Here is a 20073-nt window from a genome sequence, read left to right on the forward strand (position 1 = left end):
CGGGACGCCGGGTTCGAGCTGGAAGCGCTCCCGAGACTTGTCGCCACGCCGGAAAGAGCTGGATTCAAGGTGCTGCGCCCTTGACGCGACGCCGGACGGTCGGCACGATGCGGATTCAAACTGGAAGCGCTCCCGGTCCTGGATGGAGGCTCGCCCCATGCCCACCGCCCGCCAACGCGCCACCGTCACCCTGACCGCGACCGTGCTCGTCACCGCGCTCCTCACGGGACTACCGGCGGTCGCCGCGGACCCGCCGTACGAGCGGGTGCTGAACGGGACGTTCGACGCCGCGAAGGAGCCGTGGTGGTCGAGCGGGAACACCCCGGCCGCCGTCACCGACGGGCGGCTCTGCGCGCAGGTCCCGGCCGGCACGGTCAACCCGTGGGACTCGATGATCGGGCAGGACGACCTGCCGATCGAGCAGGGACAGCCGTACACGCTGCGGTTCGAGGCGTCGGCGAGCCGTCCGGTCCAGTTCCATGCCGTACTCCAGCAGGCGGCCGCCCCGCATGCGACGGTGCTCAACAAGACCGTCGACGCCACGACGACCGCCCAGACCTTCACGTTCACCGGAACCTCGCCGGTCACGGACACGCACGGCCAGATCTCGTTCCAGACCGGCGGCGCGACCGAGCCGTACACCCTCTGCCTGGACAACATCTCCGTGACCGGCGGCATCGTCCCGCCGGGCGGCGTCCGCGACTTCGGGCCGCCGGTGCGCGTCAACCAGCTCGGGTACGTCGCCGACGGCCCGAAGCGTTCGACCTACGTGACCACCGCGACCACACCGCTCGCCTGGCGGCTGCTTGCCGCGGGCAACCAGGTGGTCGCGAGCGGCCGTACCGAACCGTACGGTCTGGACGCCCTGTCCGGCGAGACCGTACAGCTGATCGACTTCGGCGGTTATCGCGGCACCGGGACGGATTTCCGGCTGGCGGTCGGCGACGACGTCAGCGAGTCGTTCGACATCGGCAGCCACGTGTACGCAGGGCTGCGCCGCGACGCGCTCGCGTACTTCTACAACAACCGCAGCGGCATCCCGATCGAGGCGCAGTACGTCGGCACCGAGTACGCGCGCGCGGCCGGCCATCTCGGCGTCGAGCCCAACCAGGGCGACACGTCCGTCCCCTGCTACCCGGGTACCTGCGACTACAGCCTGGACGTGCGCGGCGGCTGGTACGACGCGGGCGACCACGGCAAGTACGTCGTCAACGGCGCTCTCGCCGCCTGGCAGCTCCTCGATCTGTACGAGGAAACAGGACCTGGCGTGAGCCTGAAGATCCCCGAGGCCGGCAACCGTGTACCCGATGTACTGGACGAGGCCCGGTGGGAGCTCGAGTTCCTGCTCCGCATGCAGGCGCCGAGCGGCATGGTGCACCACAAGGTGCACGACGAGAAGTGGACCGCGCTCGGGACTCCCCCGGCCGCCGATCCGCAGCCTCGCTACCTCTCTCCGGTGTCGACCGCGGCAACGCTCAATCTCGCGGCCGTCGGCGCCCGGTGCGCGCGGGTTTATGCACGCTGGGACCGTCAGTTCGCGGCCCGCTGCCTGTCGGCGGCAGAGAAGGCGTGGAGCGCCGCTCGGCAGCACCCCGCGATCTACGCTCCACCCGGCGGCGAAGGCGGCGGCGCGTACGACGACACCAAGGTGACGGACGAGTTCTCCTGGGCCGCCGCCGAGTTGTTCGCGGCAACCGGCTGGACGTCGTACAAACGCTTCATTACAACGACCCTGCAGGCGGCTGACGGGTTCTCCTGGCAGGAGACCGGCGGGCTGGCCGATCTCGCACTGGCACGGGTGTCGTGGCGGTTGCCGATTCTCGACCGGCTGCGGTTACGCCAGCGGATCGCATCGGTTGCCAACAGCTACCTTACCGATCTCAGATCGCAGGGCTATGCCAATCCGTACAAACCAGCTGACGGACAGTACGTGTGGGGCTCCAACTCCGGGGCGGCGAACAACGCGATGATCCTCGCGATCGCGGCGGACCTCACCGGCAGCCCGGCGTACCGCTCCGCCGCGCTCGAGTCGCTCGACTACCTGCTCGGCCGGAACGCGATCGGCCAGTCGTACGTGACCGGGTACGGCGAACGGTCCAGCCACAACCAGCACCACCGGTTCTGGGCCCACTCGCTGAACCCCGCGCTGCCGTCGCCGTACCCCGGTTCGCTCGCGGGCGGGCCGAACTCGCACCTGCAGGATCCCGTTGCTCAGCGCAACCTCCAGGGCTGCGCCCCGGCCACCTGCTACCTGGACGAGATCGGCTCCTACTCGACCAACGAAGTCGCGATCAACTGGAACTCAGCGCTGGCCTGGCTGACCGCCTACGCCGACACGAAATGACCCGCGAGTAGGCCTTTCTCAGCCAGGCCACGGGGCCTATGGTCGTGGCGAGCCTGGAGGAATCCTGAGAACGGCATGGCTCATGGCAACGGTCGCAGTTGGTGAGGCGGCGCCGATCGGCCCCGGTGGTCGGTGGACAACGGGTCGCGCCAGTGCTCGGGCACCGCCGGCACCCGGCCGATCGCTGAGCGAGTTCAGGACGTCGCACGGTCCGCGACCGTGCACGCCACGTCCAGGATCGCTGCGCTCCGCCCCGCAGCCGCACTACGCGCAGTTCCGAGGGGGTTTCAACCTCATGCGCAGGTTCATGCTCATGCTGTTTGCGGCGCTCGCCGCTTCGGTGTTCTTCCTGCCGACCGCATCGGCCGGCAGTCCGCACTTTGTCGGCACCCCGACCGTCACCCGGTCGGACAGCTCGTTGACGGTCTCCGGTAAGGAAGCCGGACTGGGCAACGAGGACCAGGTCCACATCGTCATCTCGGCCCAGGCGGCCTGCCTGAACCCGGGACAGAACTTCCCGTCCGCCGCGAACAAGCAGACGTTCACCGCGGCCGGCGACTTCCCGGTCCAGAACGGGAAGGCGAACTTCTCGCTGACGCTGACGGCGACGTTCCAGCCCAAGTGCAGCCCGCCGATGACAGTGGTCTTCGGTGACGTGACAGTCACCGACACCACCAACAACATCTCGGTGACACTGCCTGGCACCTTCTGATCGCACCACGACGCCCGCGCCCGGACTCCCGCGCGGGCGTCCCGCCCGGCGTTACGGGAAGCGGGTGGCGAGGGCGATGCAGGCGCCGGCGGCGGCGAGGGTGAACAGCATCGCGATCCCGGCGTACCGGGCGGTGATCTCCTTGTCCACCTCGTCGTAGCCGACCGAGGAGCCGATGTCCTTGTAGACGTCCTCGAGCTCACCGGCCGACTCGGCGGTGTACGCCTCGCCGCCGCTGATCTCGGCGACGGTGCGCAGCTCGGCACGGTCCGGTGGCACCCGCTGCCGGATGCCGTCCATCTCGATGAAGCCGGAGTCGGTGCCGAAGCAGATCGTGTACACCGGGGTGTTCTTCGCCTTCGCCGCCTGCGCACCCTCCTGCGCGGTGCGGCCGACCGTCCGCTTCCCGTCGGACAGCAGCACGATCCGCGCCGGGGCCGGGTCGTTCGGGTGCTCGGGGTCCGGCGGGACCTGGGTGAGCGCCTGCAGCGAGGTGAAGATGCCCTCACCGGTCGCGGTCGACTCGGCCAGCTCGAGCCCGTCGATCGAGCGCAGCACGGTGGCCCGGTCGGTGGTCGGCGGCACGATGATGGACGCCGTACCGGCGAAGTTCACCAGCGCCACGTTGAACTTGCCCGGCAGCTGGTTGACGAAGTTCTTCGCCGACTTCTTCGCCGCCTCGAGCCGGTTCGGGTCGATGTCGGTGGCCATCATCGACAGCGAGACGTCGATCGCGACCACGATCGTGGCCCGCTCGCGCGGGACCTTGACCTTGTCCTTCGGCTGCGCGAACGCCACGATGCACATCAGCGCGGCCAGCAGCGCCAGCCCGACGGCCAGGTGCCGCCGCCACTGCGGGCGCCGCGGCGCGACCCGGTCGAGCAGCGCGATGTTGGTGAAGCGCAGCGCGTACTGCGAGCGACGGTGCTGGAGAAAGATGTATCCCGCGACGATCAGCGGGATGAGCAGCAGGAACCACAACCGCCCCGGAGACAGGAACTCCATCAGCGAGCCACTCCCTTCGGCGGTTGGTGCAGGCGGGGCGCCACCCGCCGGTAGGCGAGCACGAACCGCACGGTGTCCGCGACCCAGTCACGGTCGGTGCGCAGCACGAGATGCCCGGCACCTACCCTACGTAGGGCGGCGCGGGTTCGTTCCCGCTGTGCCAGAGCGGCCGTCGCGAACGCCTCCCGGACCTTGCGCCGCCGGGTGTCGATCTCGCGCACCTCGCCGGTCTCCGGGTCACCGATCGTGACGACGCCGATGTTCGGCAGCTCCAGCTCCCGCGGGTCGACGATCTCGACCGCGAGCACCTGGTGCTGTGCGGTCAGCTTGCGCATCGCCCGCTCCCAGGAGGGTTCGATCTGGGTGGCGATCTCGCCGTCCTGCGGGGTGAGGAAGTCCGACACGATCACCCGCAGGCCACGCTTGCGCTGGGTACGCGCCATCGACTCCAGCGCCGCCGCCAGGTCGCTGCGGTGCACCTCGTCGTCGGTGCTGAACTGCTCGGCGAGCAGCGCGCGCAGCAGGCCGTAGAGCGCGAGCCGCCCCGACCGCGCCGGCCAGCGCCGCAGCGCCGAGTCGCGCAGCATCAGCCCGCCGAACCGGTCGCCGAGCCGGTGGGTCAGGAACCCGACGGTGGCGACGGCCGCGACCGCGAGCTCCCGCTTCTCCAGCGTCGACGTACCGAAGTCCATCGAGCCGGACAGATCCACCAGCGCCCAGGTCTCCAGCTCACGATCCGCGATCAGGTCGCGGACGTGCGGAACCGTGGTGCGCGCGGTGACCGCCCAGTCCATCCGCCGTACGTCGTCACCCACCTGGTACTCACGCGCCTCGGCGAGCTCGGTGCCCGGCCCCGGCAGCAGACCGAGATGCTCGCCGTGCAGATAGCCCTCGAGCCGCCGGACGACGGTCAGCTCCAGCCGCCGCAGCGCACGCTCGGGAGCGAGCTGCGAGATCGTCATCGCAGCTCGTGGATCGGGACGGTTGGGCACTACACGAACTCCGGACGGCCGGTGCCGTCGGCGCCGTCGCGCCAGACCGGCTGCGGCGGCGGGACGGTGGCCAGGATCCGCTCGATCACCGCGCGCGGGTCGATGTTGTCCGCGACCGCGTCGAAGGTCAGGCCGAGCCGGTGGCCCATCACGTCCAGCGCGACGGTCTGGATGTCGCTCGGCAGCAGGTAGTCACGCCCGTGGATCAGCGCCAGCGCCCGGCCGGCCGCGATCAGGCCGAGGGTCGCGCGCGGGCTGACGCCCAGCTCGATGATCGGCTCCAGGTCGGGCAGGTGGAAGTCGGTCGGCGTCCGGGTCGCCATCACCAGGCGGACGGCGTACTCCGCGACCAGGTTGTGCACGAACACCTGCTCCGCGGACCGCTGCAGCTCGAGGATCGTCTCCGGCTGCAGCACCTGCCGCGGCTCCGGCGGGTCCACGCTCATGCGGCGGAGGATCTCGAACTCCTCGTGGCCGCGCGGGTGCGGTACGTCGATCTTCACCAGGAACCGGTCCCGCTGCGCCTCCGGCAGCGGGTACACGCCCTCGGACTCGATCGGGTTCTGGGTCGCGATCACGATGAACGGCTTCGGCATCGGGAACGTCTGGCCGCCGATCGAGACCTGCCGCTCGGCCATCAGCTCCAGCATCGCGGACTGCACCTTGGCCGGCGCGCGGTTCACCTCGTCGGCCAGCACGAAGTTCACGAACGTCGGGCCGAGCTCGATGTCGAAGGCCTCCCGGGTCTGCCGGTAGATCCGGGTGCCGACGATGTCGGACGGGACCAGGTCCGGGGTGAACTGGATCCGGGCGAAGGTGCCGCCGACCACACTCGCGAAGGTCCGCACGGCGAGCGTCTTGGCGACGCCCGGAACGCCTTCGAGCAGGCAGTGACCCTTGGCCAGCAGCGACACCATCAGGGTCTCGACCATGTGCTCCTGGCCGACGATCACCCGCTTGACCTCGCTGACGGCCTCGCCGATCAGCCGGGACTGCTGGGCAACCGAACCTGTCGGCACCGTGGTTTCGGTCATGCCTGTCCTTCCGGGGTCCGCGCGCGGACCTTGTCATTCACCGTCGTTCCCCACTTCGCAACACCGGCCATTCCATCAGATCACCGGGGCCAGCAGCCGCAGGGCCTGCCGCAGTCCCTCCCCATCCTCCCCCTCCGCGCCAAATCCCGCCCGCCGACCACACTTTGCGCCCACGTCCGTACGGCGGCGCGCACGGCGTACGGGCGTGGTGCACAAAGTCGGCTCGGGAGGAGTGGCGACGACAGTGCTACCGGGGATGTGGTGGGATTGGGGGTGATGACTGCGACCGAATCCCAGACCGAGGTGCAGCCGGCGGACGTGCCGGCCGGCCTGGAGATTCCGGACGCCCTCCCGCTGCAGCCGGAGGACCCGCCGCGGGTCGGCGAGTTCTGGCTCCGCGGCCGCCTCGGCGCGAACGCGGCCGGGTACCTGTACGTGGTCAGTTCCGACGACGGCCGGGAGGCGGTCGTCGCGATGATGACCGAGGGCTCGGCCGACGACGCCGCCGCGCGCGAACGGTTCGTGTACGCCGTCGACGAGTTGCCCGAGGACGTCGTCCTGGCGCACAACGACTCCGACGACGACGATCTGGCGCTCTGGGTCGCGATCGGGCCGATCCGGGCCGACGACGGGTCCAGCGCGGGGTCCGACGAGCGGCTGATCGCGGAGCGTCGCGGCGAGGAGATCCTGTCCGCGGTGCTGATGGACCGGATCCCGCAGCCCGGCAAGCTCCGCGGCCCGGACTTCCGGCATTACTGGGAGAACCGGCGCCGCCCCGGCCTGTTCCGGATCTGGCCGCTGCCGTGGCCGAACGCGCTTCGTCCGCCGTCGTGGTGGGCGCTCGGATTCGCGCTGCTGACGATGGCCGTGATCATGGCGCTCGCGGTGTTCCTGGCCTGGCTGCTGTTCCGGCACGCCGCGCCGCTCGAGCCGGAACCCGTCATCCCGACGCCGACCGGCACCACGACGGTCACCGTCACGCCGACCACGCCACCGCCCGGTACCGGCTCCGGATCGGTCACGCCGCCGACGACCGGCCCGCCGACGAGCACCCCGACCACCGGCGGTGTCCCGACCGAGGTGCCGACCGGATCGGCCGGTACGGCGACCAACCCGGGCGACAAGTTCTAGTCGGCGTCCTGCCGGACCGGGCGGACCAGGTTGATCAGGCCGAGCAGGCTGATGACGGCCCAGCTCCCCTCGAGCAGCAGGAAACCCCACGACGACTGCACCATGGCGATCGTTGCCAGCACACCTGATCCGATCAGGTTCAGGAGCTGGTAGGTGACCGTGCGCTGCCGCAGGCGGCCGGCCTGCGCGGCCGCGAAAGCGACCAGAACGGTGAGCGCACCAACGATTTCGACGACATCGAGGACATGCATCGGACGACCCCCTCCTGCGGGGTGAGGCGCCGTCTTGGCAGACCGGGTACGACGCCGCTCGTCCGGGGAGCCGCCGGAACGCGAACTCCTACTTCGACGATAGCAAGCGCAGCAAGTCCGGGTCCTTCCAGAGCCGCTGCGGCACGGGCTGCCGGACGAGTGCGGCGTCGGCCCGGATCTCCGCCGGTGTCGACGCCGCGATCAGCACCGAGGTGACCGCGGAATGCCTGGTGGGGAACGCGAGCGCGGCCTGCGGCAGGGACACGCCGTACCGCTCGCACACCGCCGAGATCCGCCGGGCCTCGACGGTCTGCACCTGGAGGATCTGCGGCGTCAGGACACCGGACACGATCACGGACACCGCCCGCGCCGCGCACCGGTCCAGCAGCGGCTCGGCCGACTGGTCGAGCAGCCCGTACCGATCGGTGAGCAGCACGCAGTCCAGCTCGACGTCCTGCACCAGCCGGTCGAGTTCGCGCCAGTCGTCCGAGGCCGCACCGACCGCCTTGATCACGCCGTCGCGCCGCAACCGGTCGAGCACCGGGTACGCCGCCTCGTCCTGCGCGAACACCAGGTCGACCGCGAGACCGAGCCGTTCGCTGCTCGCCCGGACCGATTCCTCCGGGTCGGCGCCGGTCACCTTCGTGGAGACCAGGAACTCACCCCGCGGCCGGCGCCGCAACGCCGTACCGAGGCGCCGCTCCGAGGCGCCGTACGCCGGGGAGGTGTCGAAGAACCTGATCCCGGCCTGGTACGCCGCGTCGACGGTCGCGATCGCTCGCTCGTCCGCCTCGCCGGCAGCGGTGCCGGGCAGGTCGTCACCGAGATGTGCGCCGCCGAGCCCGAACCGGGGCGGCCGGAACCGAGCCGTGGAGCGGGGCGCGAGCACTTGGCTGGGTGCGGCCATCGCACTCACCTCCGCTGGTCGGTTACCTACCAGGATCGGGGCTCGGCGGCTTCTCCGCATCTCGAACTAACGACCGGATTCGTACAAGGTAAGCACCTCCGCGTCGGTCAGGGCGCGGTCGTACAGGTGTACCTGGTCGACCGTCCCGTCGAGGAAGTCGACCGGGTTGCCGCCGAACTTCGCGCGCCCGATCACCGTGTTGCCGGTCGAGCCGGCGTCCAGGGTGCAGGCGCTCTTGGCGGCGACGAGCTGCCCGTCGACGTACAGCCTCAGCTCGCCCTTCACGACGTCCCGGACGCCGGTGACGTGGTACCACTGCCCCGGGTTCGGTTTGGTCGGCGACAGTGCCCGGATCCCGGGGAAGCTCATCGCGAACCGCTGGTCCTGCCCGGAGTACTGGAGGAAGAACGCGCTGTCACGATCGCCGTCCTGGCTGACGAACGTCTGGAACGCGCCGTCGGCCTTGTTGAGCTCGACCCAGGCGCTCGCGGTGTAGTTCTTGCTCGTGTCGAGCAATGCCGCGCCGGTGTCGGCGTACTGGCCGGATCCGTTCAGCGAGAGTCCCTGGCCGTTCATTCCGGGTCCGTAGACCGCGCCGCCCTGGAGTGTCGCGTCATTGTTGCCGACGGCATCTTCGCCGGATCCGTCCAGCGGGTAGAAGTGGATGCCGTCGGCACCGGGGGTGCCCGGGCCGGGATCCGGGGCCCCGCTGCCGGATCCGTCCGCGGTCTCGACGATCTGCTCGTTGATCGTCCGCACCTGGGCGAAGTCCATCTTCGGTACCCGCCGGTCGTAGGTGAAGAAGCCGTTCAGCTCGCCCTCGACATCGGTGATCTGGGTGTAGACCGAACCGCTGATACCGCACTGCTGGGCCGACTTCAGCACGTCGGTCTGGTTCTCGACGTACCTGCGGGTGAGGGTCGCCGAGTCGGGCTCCATCTCGTACGCCGACCCGTCGCCGAACCACATGTGATCCGGCACCTTCAGGCCGAACCCGCCGTGCTCGCCGTCGACCGCGGCACGATCAGCCGTCGGCGAGGTGGTCGCCGGGCCGAGGTACGCGTGATGGTCGAGGAGGTCGCCGCGGCCGGAGTCGCCGTGCGAGTTGCAGCAGTTCACACCGCTGTGCGCGTTCACCAGCCGGGACGGGTCCTGTGCCTTCACGGAGTCTGCGATCTGGCCCGTCTCGGCCCGGTCCCATTCACCCCAGCCTTCGTTGAACGGCACCCAGACCGTGATCGAGGTGAAGCTCTTGTGTTCCTCGACCATCTCGTGCAGCTCGGATTTCCATTGGGCCCGCCATGGCTCGGGCATCGCGTCGGTCTTCGACGCCGGCATGTCCTGCCAGACCATCAGTCCGAGCTTGTCGGCCCAGTAGTACCAACGGTCCGGCTCGACCTTGATGTGCTTGCGGACGGTGTTGAAGCCGAGCCGCTTGTGCTGCTCGAGGTCGAAGCGGAGCGCGGTGTCGGTCGGCGCGGTGTTCAGTCCGTCCGGCCAGAAGCCCTGGTCGAGGGTGGACAGGTTGAACAGGATCTTCCCGTTCAGCGCCATCCGAAGCTTGCCGTCGGCCCCCTTCTTCAGGCCGACCGCGCGCATCCCGGCGTACGACCCGACCTGGTCCACCAGTCTGCCGCGGTCGAACAGCTTCACCTTGAGGTCGTACAGGAACGGGTTGCCGGGCGACCAGGTCTTCGGGTGCGGAATCGGCACGCTCAGCTCGGTGTCCGCCGCGCCGGTCGCCTTCCCGACCTGCCGGCGTCCGTCGTAGGCCGTGACCTCGACGTCGAGGTTCGCGGGACCGGCGGCGGTGTTCGCGGTCACCTTCAGCGTTTGGTTCGGCAGATCCGGCGTGAGCTGCAGGCGGCTGATCGAGGCGGCGCTCACCGGCTCCATCCAGACGGTCCGCCAGATTCCGGAGCTGCCTTGGTAGAAGATCCCGTGGTCGCCGACCTCGCGCTGCTTGCCGATCGGCTGGTACGTCTCGTCGGTCAGGTCCTCGGCCCAGACGATGAGCTCCTGCGGACCGGTGGCGTGCAGCGCGCCGGTGACATCGACGTCGAAGCCGTCGTACCCGCCGCGGTGGGTGGCGACCTGACGGCCGTTGACCCACACCTTCGCGTCGTAGTCGACCGCGCCGAAGTGCAGCAGCAGCCGCTTGCCCTTCCAGTTGCCGGGGACCTCGAAGATACGGCGGTACCACATCCGGTCCTCATGCTTCTGCAGACCGGAGAGTGCGGACTCGATCGGGTACGGGACGAGGACCTTCTCGCCGAGCGTGCGGCCGACCGGCGGCTGCTCGCCAGGCGCGGCGGCTGACCACTCCCAGAGGCCGTTGAGATTGCGCCACTCGGGGCGGGTCAGTTGTGGTCTCGGGTACTCCGGGAGCGCGTTCGTGGGCGAGACGTCATCGGTCCACGGGGTCGTGAGCGGCGGTACGCCGACCTGCCACTCAGGCGCGGCCTGGGCGGTGGGGACCAGGACGGCTGACGCCACGAGGGCTGCTGCGGCCAGGATCTTGAGCATGGGCGGTCCTTTCAGGGGCGGAGAAAGGCGATCCCATGGAAACGTTCTCACGACAAAAGCGCAAGAGCTCGCGCACGATCAAACATTCACCCTGCCACTGGAATGCTGATCCACGACGGATCCCCAGCCGGTGAACTGAACGTCACCGTGGAGCCCAGCACGCTCCGGCCGAGGTACCGCGGGTCGACCGTGTCCACCACGAGGACGAGATGATGCCCGGCCGGCACCTCCCAACTCGTCGCCTCCAGCCTGACGTCGAGCGGGACCGCCTTCCCCGGCGTCGCGCCGCGCAGCGTGTACGGCTTGTGCGAGATCAGCGAACCCACGCCGAGCGCGTCGACGTCGTACAGATAGGCGAACAGCGACGTACTCGCGGCCGACGGCTTCACGGTGAGATGCGCCTTGGGCGACCCGTTCACGACAGTCGGCCGATCAAACGCCGGCCCGGACCACACGCCGGCGAACGTCCTGTCCACCAAGGGCGTCACGACCCCGGTCGGGATCGACAGCAGGCCCTGCAACGCGCCGGACAGAAGAGCAACGCCGCTGTCGGCAACGGTCGGTACGCCGGCACCGATGGTGCGGCTCCAGCCGGTCGACTCCTTCGCCTGCAGCACACCCGCCTTGGTCAGATACGACGTACGCTCCTGGCCGACCGCCGACCAGCTCGGATACCCACGCCACACGCCGCGCTGCGACTTCAACTGCACCGGCGCCTCGGTGTCGGCCCCGTTGTCCGCGCCGGTGAGGTAATGCCGCAGCCAGCCGGCCAGCTCGGTCCACGTCTCATTGGGCAGGCCAACGGCACCGCTCGCCTCTGGTGTCGCGTGATCGCCGTGCGCCAGCAGCAACCGTTTCGGGCCGGTGAGGGCGGTGAAGAAGTCCGTGTACTGCGTGGGCGGGAAGATCGAGTCCTCGAACGCGTTCGCGAGGAACACGGCCGGCCGACGAGCGTTGATCTGGTCCACCACGGTCGCCGCCGACCGCACCGGCGCCAGTTGCTTCGCCTCCCCGATCGCGCCGTCGAAGTCACCGGTGACGAACTTCGTCTGCAGCGACGCCATCTCCGGCCCCGGCCGGCCGGTCACGTTGCCCAGGGCAAGCAGACCCGCGACCGCCTGGAGCGAGACCGTCTCGTTCGGATTCAGCGACCGGATCAGATCCGCCCACCCGCTCAGCGCGCCGACCGCCGTGATCCGCGGGTCCTGCGCGGCGGCGAGCAGCGACGTACCGGCGCCGTACGAGATCCCCACAGCGGCGACCCGCTCGGTGTCGGCGGGCGTGTGCTGGTCGGCCCAGTCGATCACCTTGCTCACGTCGGCCACGGTCGGCGGGCCGGCGATGTCGATCCCGCCGCCGGTGTCCCAGAAGCCGCGGCTCGAGTACGAGATCACCTGGAACCCGGCGGTCGCCAGTTTCGCGCCCTGACCGACGTACTCGATGTTCGGCACACCCCAGCTCGACGGCATCACCACGAGCGGGAACGGTCCGTCGCCCTGCCCGGTCGGCGTGAGCACGACGGCGCCGATCTCGATCCCGCCGGCGCCGGGAATGCGCTCGTACGACGTACTGAAGCCGGTGGCGGTCTGGCTCGCGTCCGCACGTGGACCGCTCGCGATCAGGGTCAGAGCGACAGCAAGGGCGGCGGCAAGTCTGCGCACTGGTGGCCTCCGGCAGTTGGAATTACCGGAGGGTAACCAAAACGATGCCGCTGTGTCACTAGCTCGGCACGGTGAGTTCCGGATCGACCCCGGTCGCCTCCACCGACCACGCCCAGAGCCGCTCGGCCAGCTCGGGGTCCTGTGCGAGGCGGCTCGGCAGCACGACCTTCGGCGTACCGCGGTACTCGAAGAAGCTCGGCCCCACGAACGATCCGGGACGCAGGTCCGGGTACGTCGCGGCGTACAGACTCGGCCAGGCGCCGGCCGCCGCGGACTGTGCGACCAGGCGCGTCGCGGCGGCCCACACCTGCGCCTGCCGGGCACGGCCGGCGAGCTCGGGACCGGCGGCCTGCAGATGGGTCGCTGCGTACCCGGGGTGCGCGCCGACGCTCAACAGGTCAGCCCCCGCCGCGCGTGCGCGTCGATCGAGCTCGAGCATGAAGAGCAGGTTGGCGAGCTTCGACTTCCCGTACGACTCCCACTTGCGGTAGTTGCCCGACGGGCGGCGCAGGTCGCTTTCGCTGATGCCCCGCACGGTCTTGTGCATGAACGAGCTGACCGTGACGACGCGGCTGCCATTGACCAGCAACGGGAGCAGTCTCCCGGTCAGCGCGAAATGCCCGAGATGGTTCGTGCCGAGCTGCAGCTCGAATCCGTCGACGGTCTCGCGGTGCGGCGGCGCCATCACGCCGGCGTTGTTGACCAGCAGATCGAGCCTGTCGTACGACTTCACGACGTCGGCGGCGGCCTGCTCGACGCTCGCGAGATCGGCGAGGTCGAGCTCCAGAACCGTCGGCGCCCGCCCGGCCTGCTGCGTCAGCGTTTCCGCCGCCCGCGCGGCCTTCTCCGGGTTGCGGGCCGCGACCAGCACGTCCGCGCCGTGCCGGAGCAGTTCGCACGCGGTCTCGTACCCGATCCCGCTGGTGGCGCCCGTCACGAGTGCCAGCCGTCCGGTCAGGTCAGGAATGTCCGCCGTGGTCCAGGTCATGCGCCCACAGTAGTCGTGGGCGCATGACCGGATGATTCCTAGAGGATCTTGCGGGCCTTGAAGGCGTCGGTCACCGCTTGCGCGGCGGCCTTGCCGTAGAGCAGCCGGGCCGCCTGGACGGTGTCCTGGGCCGCGGCGGCGAACGAGGTGTCCGGGTCGTAGAAGAACGTCGCCTCGAGGATCAGCTTGTTCGCCTTCGTCCGGCCGAGGGCCTTGTGAATGTCCCACAGTGCGTTCGACCAGATCTCACCGTCGTCGTGCACCTCACCGGTCTTGTCGTCGGTCGTCTTGCCGGTGTCCGTACGGCGCAGGCAGTGCGGCTCGTTCGTGGTGTACGACGTGGCGTCCCAGTCCATCACGCACGGCAGCTCGAAGCCCTTGCTGACCGGGACCGACATCGTCACCGCCCAGTAGTCGCCGAAGCCCTCGCCCATCGCGCCGGCCTCCTCCGACTCACCGAAGCCCGGCACCACGTCGTCCTGGATCGCGTGCCCGTACTCGTGCCAGATCACCTCGGCGTCCTCGGCGTCGTCGACCCCGCCCTCGCCCATCGTGATCATGTCCGTGGACGGGTCGTAGAACGAGTTGTCACCGGAGAACGTGTCGATCGAGAAGTCCTGCGACTCGTTGTTCACCTCGGTGAAGCCGAGCTGGTGGATGTACTCCTGCGTCTGGTTGACGTGGTAGTACGCCATCACCTGCTCGAACTTGTCGTTCTGCCGCTGGTACACGAACGTGTTGGTCTTGCTCTGCGCCAGCCCGCCCTTGGCTTCCTTGATGTTCACGTAGCTGCCGTTGAGCTTGCCGGAACCGTCCAGGTTGCGCAGGATCACGTTCTTCTGCGCGAGGAACAACTCGTCGGTGTTCTTGTCGTTCTGGTCGGTCAGCTTCTCGTTCTGCTCACTGACCACCGGGTTCGGGTCGAACACCGACCCCCTGCCGTCGACGTTGTCACTGATCACCTTCGACTCGACCACACTGCCGGTCTTCGCATCGACCAACGACCGGCTGACCCCCTCGGTCGAACGGCTCGTGACATTCCAAACCAGGCGAGCCTCCGGACCACCGATCACCGCCAACTGCGCAGCGCCACTGGTAGCGGCCGGCTGCAGCACCTCGCTCTTGTTCGGCCCCGCGACCCGTCGCGCCCTCGCGGTCACCGCAGCATTGGCAGACTGCGTCGCCGACGCCGACGCCACCTTCGCGCTGATATCCAGAGTCGCCGGCACGGCGTCGCGCCCGTCCGCGATCTGCACCGCCCCGTCCTTGGCGACATGCTTCGCGTAGTACCCGTTGATCACCGGCAGACCCTTGAACGTCTGCTGGTACCAGTAGTGCTTGCCGAGCAGCGACGCCTTCGTCTTGATCAGCTTCAACCCGCCCGGATCAGCCGCCGCCACCTGCGGCACAGCCCCCGCGACACTGGTGAACGACAACCCAAGCGACACACTAACCAGCCCAGCAGCAACAACCACCAGCGCCTTACGGCGTTTCCTCATCCGCTTCCCTCCCACGCTCCTGTTGCGTAACGCAACCACTACGGTCCGTAGAACCCTAGATCGACACCCCACACGCTGTGAAGAGAAACTGCGCGCCGCCGGATGCCCGCAAGGGAAACCCCCTTACCGCGGCCCTCCCGGAAGTACTGCCACACAATCCGAATCGATGGCCTGCTGCGCACCAAGCCCAACCCCGAGACTCAGCAACGCCACAGCACATTCCCCAGCCGGGATCAGCAACTCGACATCGAATACGTCCGTCATGCGGTTGCGGGCGACGACCGCGGGCTCACGACCGACTCGGTCGCTCGCGCCGACAACACGGAGCACATGGCGGCCTTCACGCGATCCCGCTCGTCGGAGTAGCAGACCGGCGACTGCGCTACCTGCGGGCCCTGAACCTCCCTCCCGTTCACCCCTGACCCCGAAGCCTGAACCTCTAGGGAAACCGAAGCCAAACTGAACGCGCACGAGGCACCCGCTAACGCATAACAGCCCGACCCGGAAGGGTCGAGCTGTTATGCCTCGCGCTTACGAACGCCGAACCTGCAACAACAGGGCTGACATCGCAGCCACGAGCGGCAAAAGCCCCGGGCAGAACACCCCGACCACGGCAACAACGATCAGGACAGCCTGAACAGCCCGCCGCAGCAAACCGATCAGACTCACCATCAACGAGGTCAACGCAACCAAGTTGGCATTCCAACGCTCAACTTTCTTCTCGAAAGAAGTGCGCTTACGACGGGTGTTAGCAGCAACCATGAGACTCGACTCCTGGTTTCAGGTGACGAAACGCCAAGGAGTTGCGCTAACAACCACGTGGCGAATCGATCACAAGTGAACGAAAGCACCGCGTGGTACTTCTGTCTTTCCCACGAGGCTAGCAAGCACTCGCAGCGGGGCGCCAGCCCGTCGTCGTTGATCCGTGCGCCCTGCCGTCAGCTATGGTTGAGCGGTCGGCGGAGGTGCGCTAACACCGTTGATGCTGATCAGACCGCGGCGCATCTTTGGACTCGACTCCGTGCGCCGCGGTCTGCTTACCCTCGCAGGTTGACCAACACAGGACCGACGCGAACACCGTTAGAACGAGCAAGCGACACCAATGCATGCCCGGCCGGCACGCCTGTAATGATGTCCGAGACAGTCCAGCGAGCTCGCTCAACACGACGCGCACTGTAACCGGCGGTCTGACTCTCAGTCCTACCGCTCGCTGATCCGTACTCGTCATAGCGGACACCTGAGGTCGCGCTTCTGTTGATCGTCGTCTCGGTCACATACTGCTCACCGAACCACCGCGAGAAGACCTCGGCGTCCACAGGATCGATCCCGCCGAACACAGCCTTGCAGCCGGTCGATCCGAACACCGTGGCGCGCACCTCTGGCGGAAAGTCCGTCATCGTTTGCGTCAGCAAGACCAGGCCCGCGTTGTTGGACCGCAACTTCTGCACGCCACGCGCGACGTAGTCGTCGACGAATCGTCCGGCTTCATCGATAACGAGGCCTTTGAAGATCGACCGGTCTGCCTCCGAAGATGATGTGATCTGCACGAACTGGGACACGACAAGGCGGGCGAGAATCCGTGAGGCGTCCGGATACTCGGCCTCTGGCAGCGACACACGGACGCGGACGGGCCGGTCGAGATCGCGCATCTGGAACGTCGGCCCGGGATGGTCCAGCAGTCTCCGAAGCGAAGGCCGGTCTAGAAGTGCGAATCGCTCCACCAAGCTCGCAGCCGGGTCCGCGGAGCGATGAACTTGGGTCCGCCGAGTATCCAGCAGCGCCTTGAGATCCTTCGCGCCTGGACCCTTGAGCCGTGATTTGACGCCATCCATGGCACTTTGGTCCGCCCGAAGTAGCCCGAGCAACTCGCGAACTGTTGGCCAACGCTCATAGCCCGCGTGAAACGGCTCAAGGCAACCATAGAGGGCGTTCTTGGAGGCGTCGATGAAATACGCTTTGTCGTCGGTGACACGCGGCGGGAGCAGTGCCGAGGCGAGGCGATCCGCCGCCACGTCGGCGGTCCTCGACCCACCAAACAGGCTGAACCCGCAGGTTGGATTGAGAGGGTCGATCGTGACGTCGAACCAGCCGTCATACGCAAAGTCGGTCGACTTGGGATCGACTACGACCATGCTGGCCTTCCCTGTCAACGCTGCGAGTGACAGATGCTCGACGATCGGGATTGCGATACCGCGAGTCTTTCCTGAGCCTGGTGGGCCGATCACCAACAGCGAGGTACGGAGGACGTCCAGATCCAAGCCGAAATCGCCGCTGATCCCGTAGTCACTCCGATGATCCGGCACGACCTCGCCCAGCCTTACCTGACCAGCGAGGAGATTGTGGAGTGCAAACCGGGGCACAGGAAGATTTCGCTGCCGGGACGGGTGAACCAGAGCCGAGCCATGTTCCCGTAGAACAGCTTCGCTCAGTATGTCCAATTCTTTGGGGTCATGGCTGGCAAGCGCAATTCTATGGGCGATTCTCGCACGATCTACATCACCGAAATCGGCACCAACCGCCAGTTCATCCAGATGCTCGGCAAGTTCGGAATGTGATCCGCGGATACTGTCCCACGGCTGAGTCACCGGGCGCGGGGCTTCTGCGGTGACATCGACTGGCTGATCGCTATTGGCTCCAGCGCCCCCAGCCATGGAGGCCAATTTCCGCTTGAAGGATTCGAGTTGCTCGCGGCGTCGCTTCAAGGCCGGGCTCCCTGCATGTGACGTTCAAGTGTCCGGATTCGATCGGCGATTGATGGATGCGTTGCGTACAGCGCACCACGCCAGCCAGCAGCGCGTCGAGCAACATCATGGCCTTGGGACTGGAGATCGTAAAGGAAGGCGATGATATCTCGACCATATCCCAACTCAGCTGAGACTGCGTCGGCCATCAACTCAGCCCGGCGACCGAACCATGCCAAGGGAATCGGCACCACAATCGGCAGAAGGGCGTACCAAGCCCACCCCCAACGGCCGAAGAGCACCGAGTTGAGAATCAGTCCGCCGATCGCCACGGTGAAGAAGCCGACAATCAAACACCCGAGCGCGGGCACCCGACCGCCGACACGGAACAGAGCCTGGATGAACGAAACCATCAGTCGACCCGGCTGCGCATACCAGAACACGAGCAGACCCGCCCACGGGTGACCGCCTCGGTGGTGCCCGAGCTCGTGTGCAAGTACCGCTTGCAGTTGCCTCGGCGGCAGGTTGTTCAACGCCCACCGCGTGACGGCGACGGAATGACCCGCGACGGCCGAGCCATTGATGGTGTCCGATTCCTCGATCCACAGCCGGTAATAGCTGGGATCAACGCCTGCGCGTGCACAGACCGCCCGCCAGGAGATGTCCAGCTTCTGCTGTTCCATCAGCGTCGGCTTCCTCAGCCGGTAGAGGTACTTCGCGATGTAGTCCTCGGTAGCAGGCCAAATAACCAGCAGACCCGACAGGACCCACAGTACGACGATCAGTAGGCTGACCCAGCCTGACGAGAGCCAGGACGCGACCGACGACACCACGCCGAAGCTCCAGAGCGCCCATGGAATGCCGAGTAGCAGTTCGGCCGCGGACGGCACCGAGATGCGGACACCTGACGAAGACGGCAGCGGAGAGTGGGGCGGTCCGTCAGCTGGACTGAACGATCCAGGAGCGGTGTCCGGCGCGTTCGGGGCTCCTCGGTCGTCGCGTTTGTGTGGAACTGGCTGCCAACTGTCCGCAGAGAAGGAGCCCGGCCGGTCGTCCTGTCCGTTCGAGGCGTCAGATCCGTTCATCCACGACCTCCGTGTACCGTCCAGCGACTCACAGTCGACAACCGTTCACCTCGTCCCGCCACCATCACTGAGTCCGTCCTCTCCGACGACAAGCTCAATACATCGAGACATGCACGTGGTCGAAATGTCCACCTGTCGCGCTCGATGGATCGTAGACTCCACCGCCGTTGTAAGGACGCCATTGCCCGGTCCGGGCACTCCAGATCTTCCCGGCCCAGATGACGTAGCGCACACCAGTGTGCCCAGCCGTTTGCAGCGCCCAGTTCGCGTACCGGTCCCCCTTGACCTGTGCTGCCGGCACCTTGCGGCTGTCTCCACCGACGAAGACGTCGCACGCGCGGCCCTTCGGATGGTCACTGGTCGGATTCCAGGCATGCGCATCCCAACAGGACATGCTCGGGTTCTGAAGCGCCGCACGCGCTGCCGCGACCCAGGATGCGGTTCGTGGAGTCACCATTCCTCCCGTACCGGTTGGGTCAGGAACGGTTTGGTCTTCTGGCTCCCACTCTCCGGCGATTGGCTTGCCGTCGGTCAAACCGCCACCACAGTCGCTATCAAGCTGGGCAGGCGTTGCTGCGCCTTTGCCACGGCTTGGGCGGCCGCGGCCGGCGTATGGATCCCCCGAGCGGTTGAGATCAATCCCGGCCGACTCGGCGATCTGCCTCGCTTGCTGCTCACGGAGCGCGTAGCGATCGGGAAACGCCGAGACCTGCACCGCCTGTGCCGCATCGCCCAGATCCATCGTCGGCCATCCATTGATGTCGACGAGCCCGGGCGGACTCGGCGGCGCCGAACCACCGAAGAAGGCACCCGCCGCGTAGCTTGGATCCATGATTTGCGCGGGAGTTCCCCACCCCGCGCCTGGACGTTGCTGAAAGAGACCGACCGAGTCCGCATCGCCGTAACTCAGGTTCTGTAGATCCGATTCCACCAACGCTGTCATCAGCGCGATGAGTGTCGCCTGTCCCGGCAAGCCGCGTTGCACGGCGACGTGGTCAATGATTTTCGCGTACGCGACCTGACTGGCCCTGAGGGGCCCTTTCGCTTCGGGGTCTTGCCCTGCCCCAGGCGCGCCCGGTGGACAGGCTGCGTTGACCCGGTCACCGGCCGCCCCGAAGGGCACAAGAACCACGACGGCCATCAACGTCAAGATGGCGCCGACGCCAGCAATCTTCGGTGCGATGCTCTTGGCACCCGCGAGGCCGACGGCCTGGGCCAGATCACGACCGCTAAACACCAGCACCGCCCGGCTTTGCC

The 20073-nt window shown here is 67.6% G+C and carries 16 protein-coding genes and 1 riboswitch; of the genes, 3 read left to right on the forward strand and 13 right to left on the reverse strand.

What is annotated here, in order from left to right; all coding sequences use genetic code 11:
- The first annotated feature begins 157 nt into the window (after positions 1–157).
- Positions 158–2344, forward strand: coding sequence for a glycoside hydrolase family 9 protein (locus AB0L64_RS25830; protein ID WP_363713980.1), 2187 nt, complete (start codon positions 158–160; stop codon positions 2342–2344).
- 295 nt (positions 2345–2639) lie between these two features.
- Positions 2640–3056 carry a hypothetical protein gene (locus AB0L64_RS25835; protein ID WP_363713982.1) on the forward strand — a complete coding sequence of 139 codons (417 nt, stop codon included), beginning with the start codon at positions 2640–2642 and terminating at the stop codon, positions 3054–3056.
- A gap of 51 nt (positions 3057–3107) precedes the next feature.
- On the opposite strand, the gene AB0L64_RS25840 is transcribed toward AB0L64_RS25835, so the two are convergent.
- The 3 genes from AB0L64_RS25840 to AB0L64_RS25850 are packed head-to-tail and all read right to left on the reverse strand — an operon-like array spanning position 3108 to position 6087.
- Positions 3108–4061: a VWA domain-containing protein gene (locus tag AB0L64_RS25840; RefSeq protein ID WP_355688744.1), complete on the reverse strand. Its 954-nt coding sequence runs from the start codon at positions 4059–4061 to the stop codon at positions 3108–3110.
- On the reverse strand, positions 4061–5023 hold the full coding sequence (locus AB0L64_RS25845) for a DUF58 domain-containing protein (RefSeq protein ID WP_355484560.1): 963 nt from the start codon (positions 5021–5023) through the stop codon (positions 4061–4063). The genes AB0L64_RS25840 and AB0L64_RS25845 overlap by 1 nt, the downstream gene beginning before the upstream one ends.
- 29 nt (positions 5024–5052) lie before the next feature.
- Positions 5053–6087: a MoxR family ATPase gene (locus tag AB0L64_RS25850; protein WP_355688746.1), complete on the reverse strand. Its 1035-nt coding sequence runs from the start codon at positions 6085–6087 to the stop codon at positions 5053–5055.
- 276 nt (positions 6088–6363) lie between these two features.
- Between AB0L64_RS25850 and AB0L64_RS25855 the strand changes: the two genes are divergently transcribed.
- Positions 6364–7218, forward strand: coding sequence for a hypothetical protein (locus AB0L64_RS25855; protein WP_363713986.1), 855 nt, complete (start codon positions 6364–6366; stop codon positions 7216–7218).
- Here AB0L64_RS25855 and AB0L64_RS25860 read toward each other — a convergent pair.
- The 10 genes from AB0L64_RS25860 to AB0L64_RS25905 all read right to left on the reverse strand — a co-directional run bounded on the left by AB0L64_RS25860 (position 7215) and on the right by AB0L64_RS25905 (position 20059).
- The gene (locus AB0L64_RS25860; protein ID WP_363713988.1) at positions 7215–7469 is read right to left on the reverse strand and encodes a hypothetical protein; all 255 of its coding nucleotides are present in this window, start codon (positions 7467–7469) and stop codon (positions 7215–7217) included. The two genes, AB0L64_RS25855 and AB0L64_RS25860, sit on opposite strands and share 4 nt — an antisense overlap.
- Positions 7470–7492: 23 nt before the next feature.
- Positions 7493–7558, reverse strand: a riboswitch (guanidine-III (ykkC-III) riboswitch).
- Entirely contained in the window at positions 7558–8376 is an 819-nt protein-coding gene (locus tag AB0L64_RS25865) for an aldo/keto reductase (RefSeq protein ID WP_363713990.1), read from the reverse strand. (Overlaps the previous riboswitch by 1 nt.)
- Before the next feature lie 66 nt (positions 8377–8442).
- Positions 8443–10902: a LamG-like jellyroll fold domain-containing protein gene (locus AB0L64_RS25870; protein ID WP_363713992.1), complete on the reverse strand. Its 2460-nt coding sequence runs from the start codon at positions 10900–10902 to the stop codon at positions 8443–8445.
- Between the two features lie 86 nt (positions 10903–10988).
- Positions 10989–12563 (reverse strand): CocE/NonD family hydrolase, encoded by a 1575-nt coding sequence (locus AB0L64_RS25875; protein WP_363713994.1) that lies wholly within the window; start codon positions 12561–12563, stop codon positions 10989–10991.
- A gap of 58 nt (positions 12564–12621) precedes the next feature.
- Complete coding sequence (locus AB0L64_RS25880; RefSeq protein ID WP_363713996.1) at positions 12622–13551, reverse strand: oxidoreductase; 930 nt, start codon at positions 13549–13551, stop codon at positions 12622–12624.
- A gap of 38 nt (positions 13552–13589) precedes the next feature.
- Positions 13590–15050, reverse strand: a complete 1461-nt coding sequence (locus AB0L64_RS25885; protein ID WP_363713998.1) for a M36 family metallopeptidase — start codon at positions 15048–15050, stop codon at positions 13590–13592.
- 531 nt (positions 15051–15581) lie between these two features.
- Entirely contained in the window at positions 15582–15812 is a 231-nt protein-coding gene (locus AB0L64_RS25890) for a hypothetical protein (protein WP_363714000.1), read from the reverse strand.
- Positions 15813–16087: 275 nt separating this feature from the next.
- Positions 16088–17752, reverse strand: a complete 1665-nt coding sequence (locus AB0L64_RS25895; RefSeq protein WP_363714002.1) for a TraM recognition domain-containing protein — start codon at positions 17750–17752, stop codon at positions 16088–16090.
- Complete coding sequence (locus AB0L64_RS25900; protein ID WP_363714004.1) at positions 17749–18621, reverse strand: M48 family metalloprotease; 873 nt, start codon at positions 18619–18621, stop codon at positions 17749–17751. Before AB0L64_RS25900 ends, AB0L64_RS25895 begins: the two co-directional genes overlap by 4 nt.
- 289 nt (positions 18622–18910) lie before the next feature.
- Positions 18911–20059 (reverse strand): hypothetical protein, encoded by a 1149-nt coding sequence (locus AB0L64_RS25905; RefSeq protein ID WP_363714006.1) that lies wholly within the window; start codon positions 20057–20059, stop codon positions 18911–18913.
- Positions 20060–20073 lie beyond the last annotated feature (14 nt).

The organism is Kribbella sp. NPDC051936 (assembly GCF_040680955.1).
Classification (GTDB): Bacteria; Actinomycetota; Actinomycetes; order Propionibacteriales; family Kribbellaceae; genus Kribbella.

What these genes read in the sequence shown, in the direction of transcription:
- AB0L64_RS25870 (WP_363713992.1), bottom strand. Translation starts at nt 10,902, where the DNA reads ATGCTCAAGATCCTGGCCGCAGCAGCCCTCGTGGCGTCAGCCGTCCTG.
- AB0L64_RS25840 (WP_355688744.1), bottom strand. Translation starts at nt 4,061, where the DNA reads ATGGAGTTCCTGTCTCCGGGGCGGTTGTGGTTCCTGCTGCTCATCCCG.
- AB0L64_RS25845 (WP_355484560.1), bottom strand. Translation starts at nt 5,023, where the DNA reads ATGACGATCTCGCAGCTCGCTCCCGAGCGTGCGCTGCGGCGGCTGGAG.
- AB0L64_RS25855 (WP_363713986.1), top strand. Translation starts at nt 6,364, where the DNA reads ATGACTGCGACCGAATCCCAGACCGAGGTGCAGCCGGCGGACGTGCCG.
- AB0L64_RS25830 (WP_363713980.1), top strand. Translation starts at nt 158, where the DNA reads ATGCCCACCGCCCGCCAACGCGCCACCGTCACCCTGACCGCGACCGTG.
- AB0L64_RS25850 (WP_355688746.1), bottom strand. Translation starts at nt 6,087, where the DNA reads ATGACCGAAACCACGGTGCCGACAGGTTCGGTTGCCCAGCAGTCCCGG.
- AB0L64_RS25835 (WP_363713982.1), top strand. Translation starts at nt 2,640, where the DNA reads ATGCGCAGGTTCATGCTCATGCTGTTTGCGGCGCTCGCCGCTTCGGTG.
- AB0L64_RS25880 (WP_363713996.1), bottom strand. Translation starts at nt 13,551, where the DNA reads ATGACCTGGACCACGGCGGACATTCCTGACCTGACCGGACGGCTGGCA.
- AB0L64_RS25890 (WP_363714000.1), bottom strand. Translation starts at nt 15,812, where the DNA reads ATGGTTGCTGCTAACACCCGTCGTAAGCGCACTTCTTTCGAGAAGAAA.
- AB0L64_RS25885 (WP_363713998.1), bottom strand. Translation starts at nt 15,050, where the DNA reads ATGAGGAAACGCCGTAAGGCGCTGGTGGTTGTTGCTGCTGGGCTGGTT.
- AB0L64_RS25865 (WP_363713990.1), bottom strand. Translation starts at nt 8,376, where the DNA reads ATGGCCGCACCCAGCCAAGTGCTCGCGCCCCGCTCCACGGCTCGGTTC.
- AB0L64_RS25860 (WP_363713988.1), bottom strand. Translation starts at nt 7,469, where the DNA reads ATGCATGTCCTCGATGTCGTCGAAATCGTTGGTGCGCTCACCGTTCTG.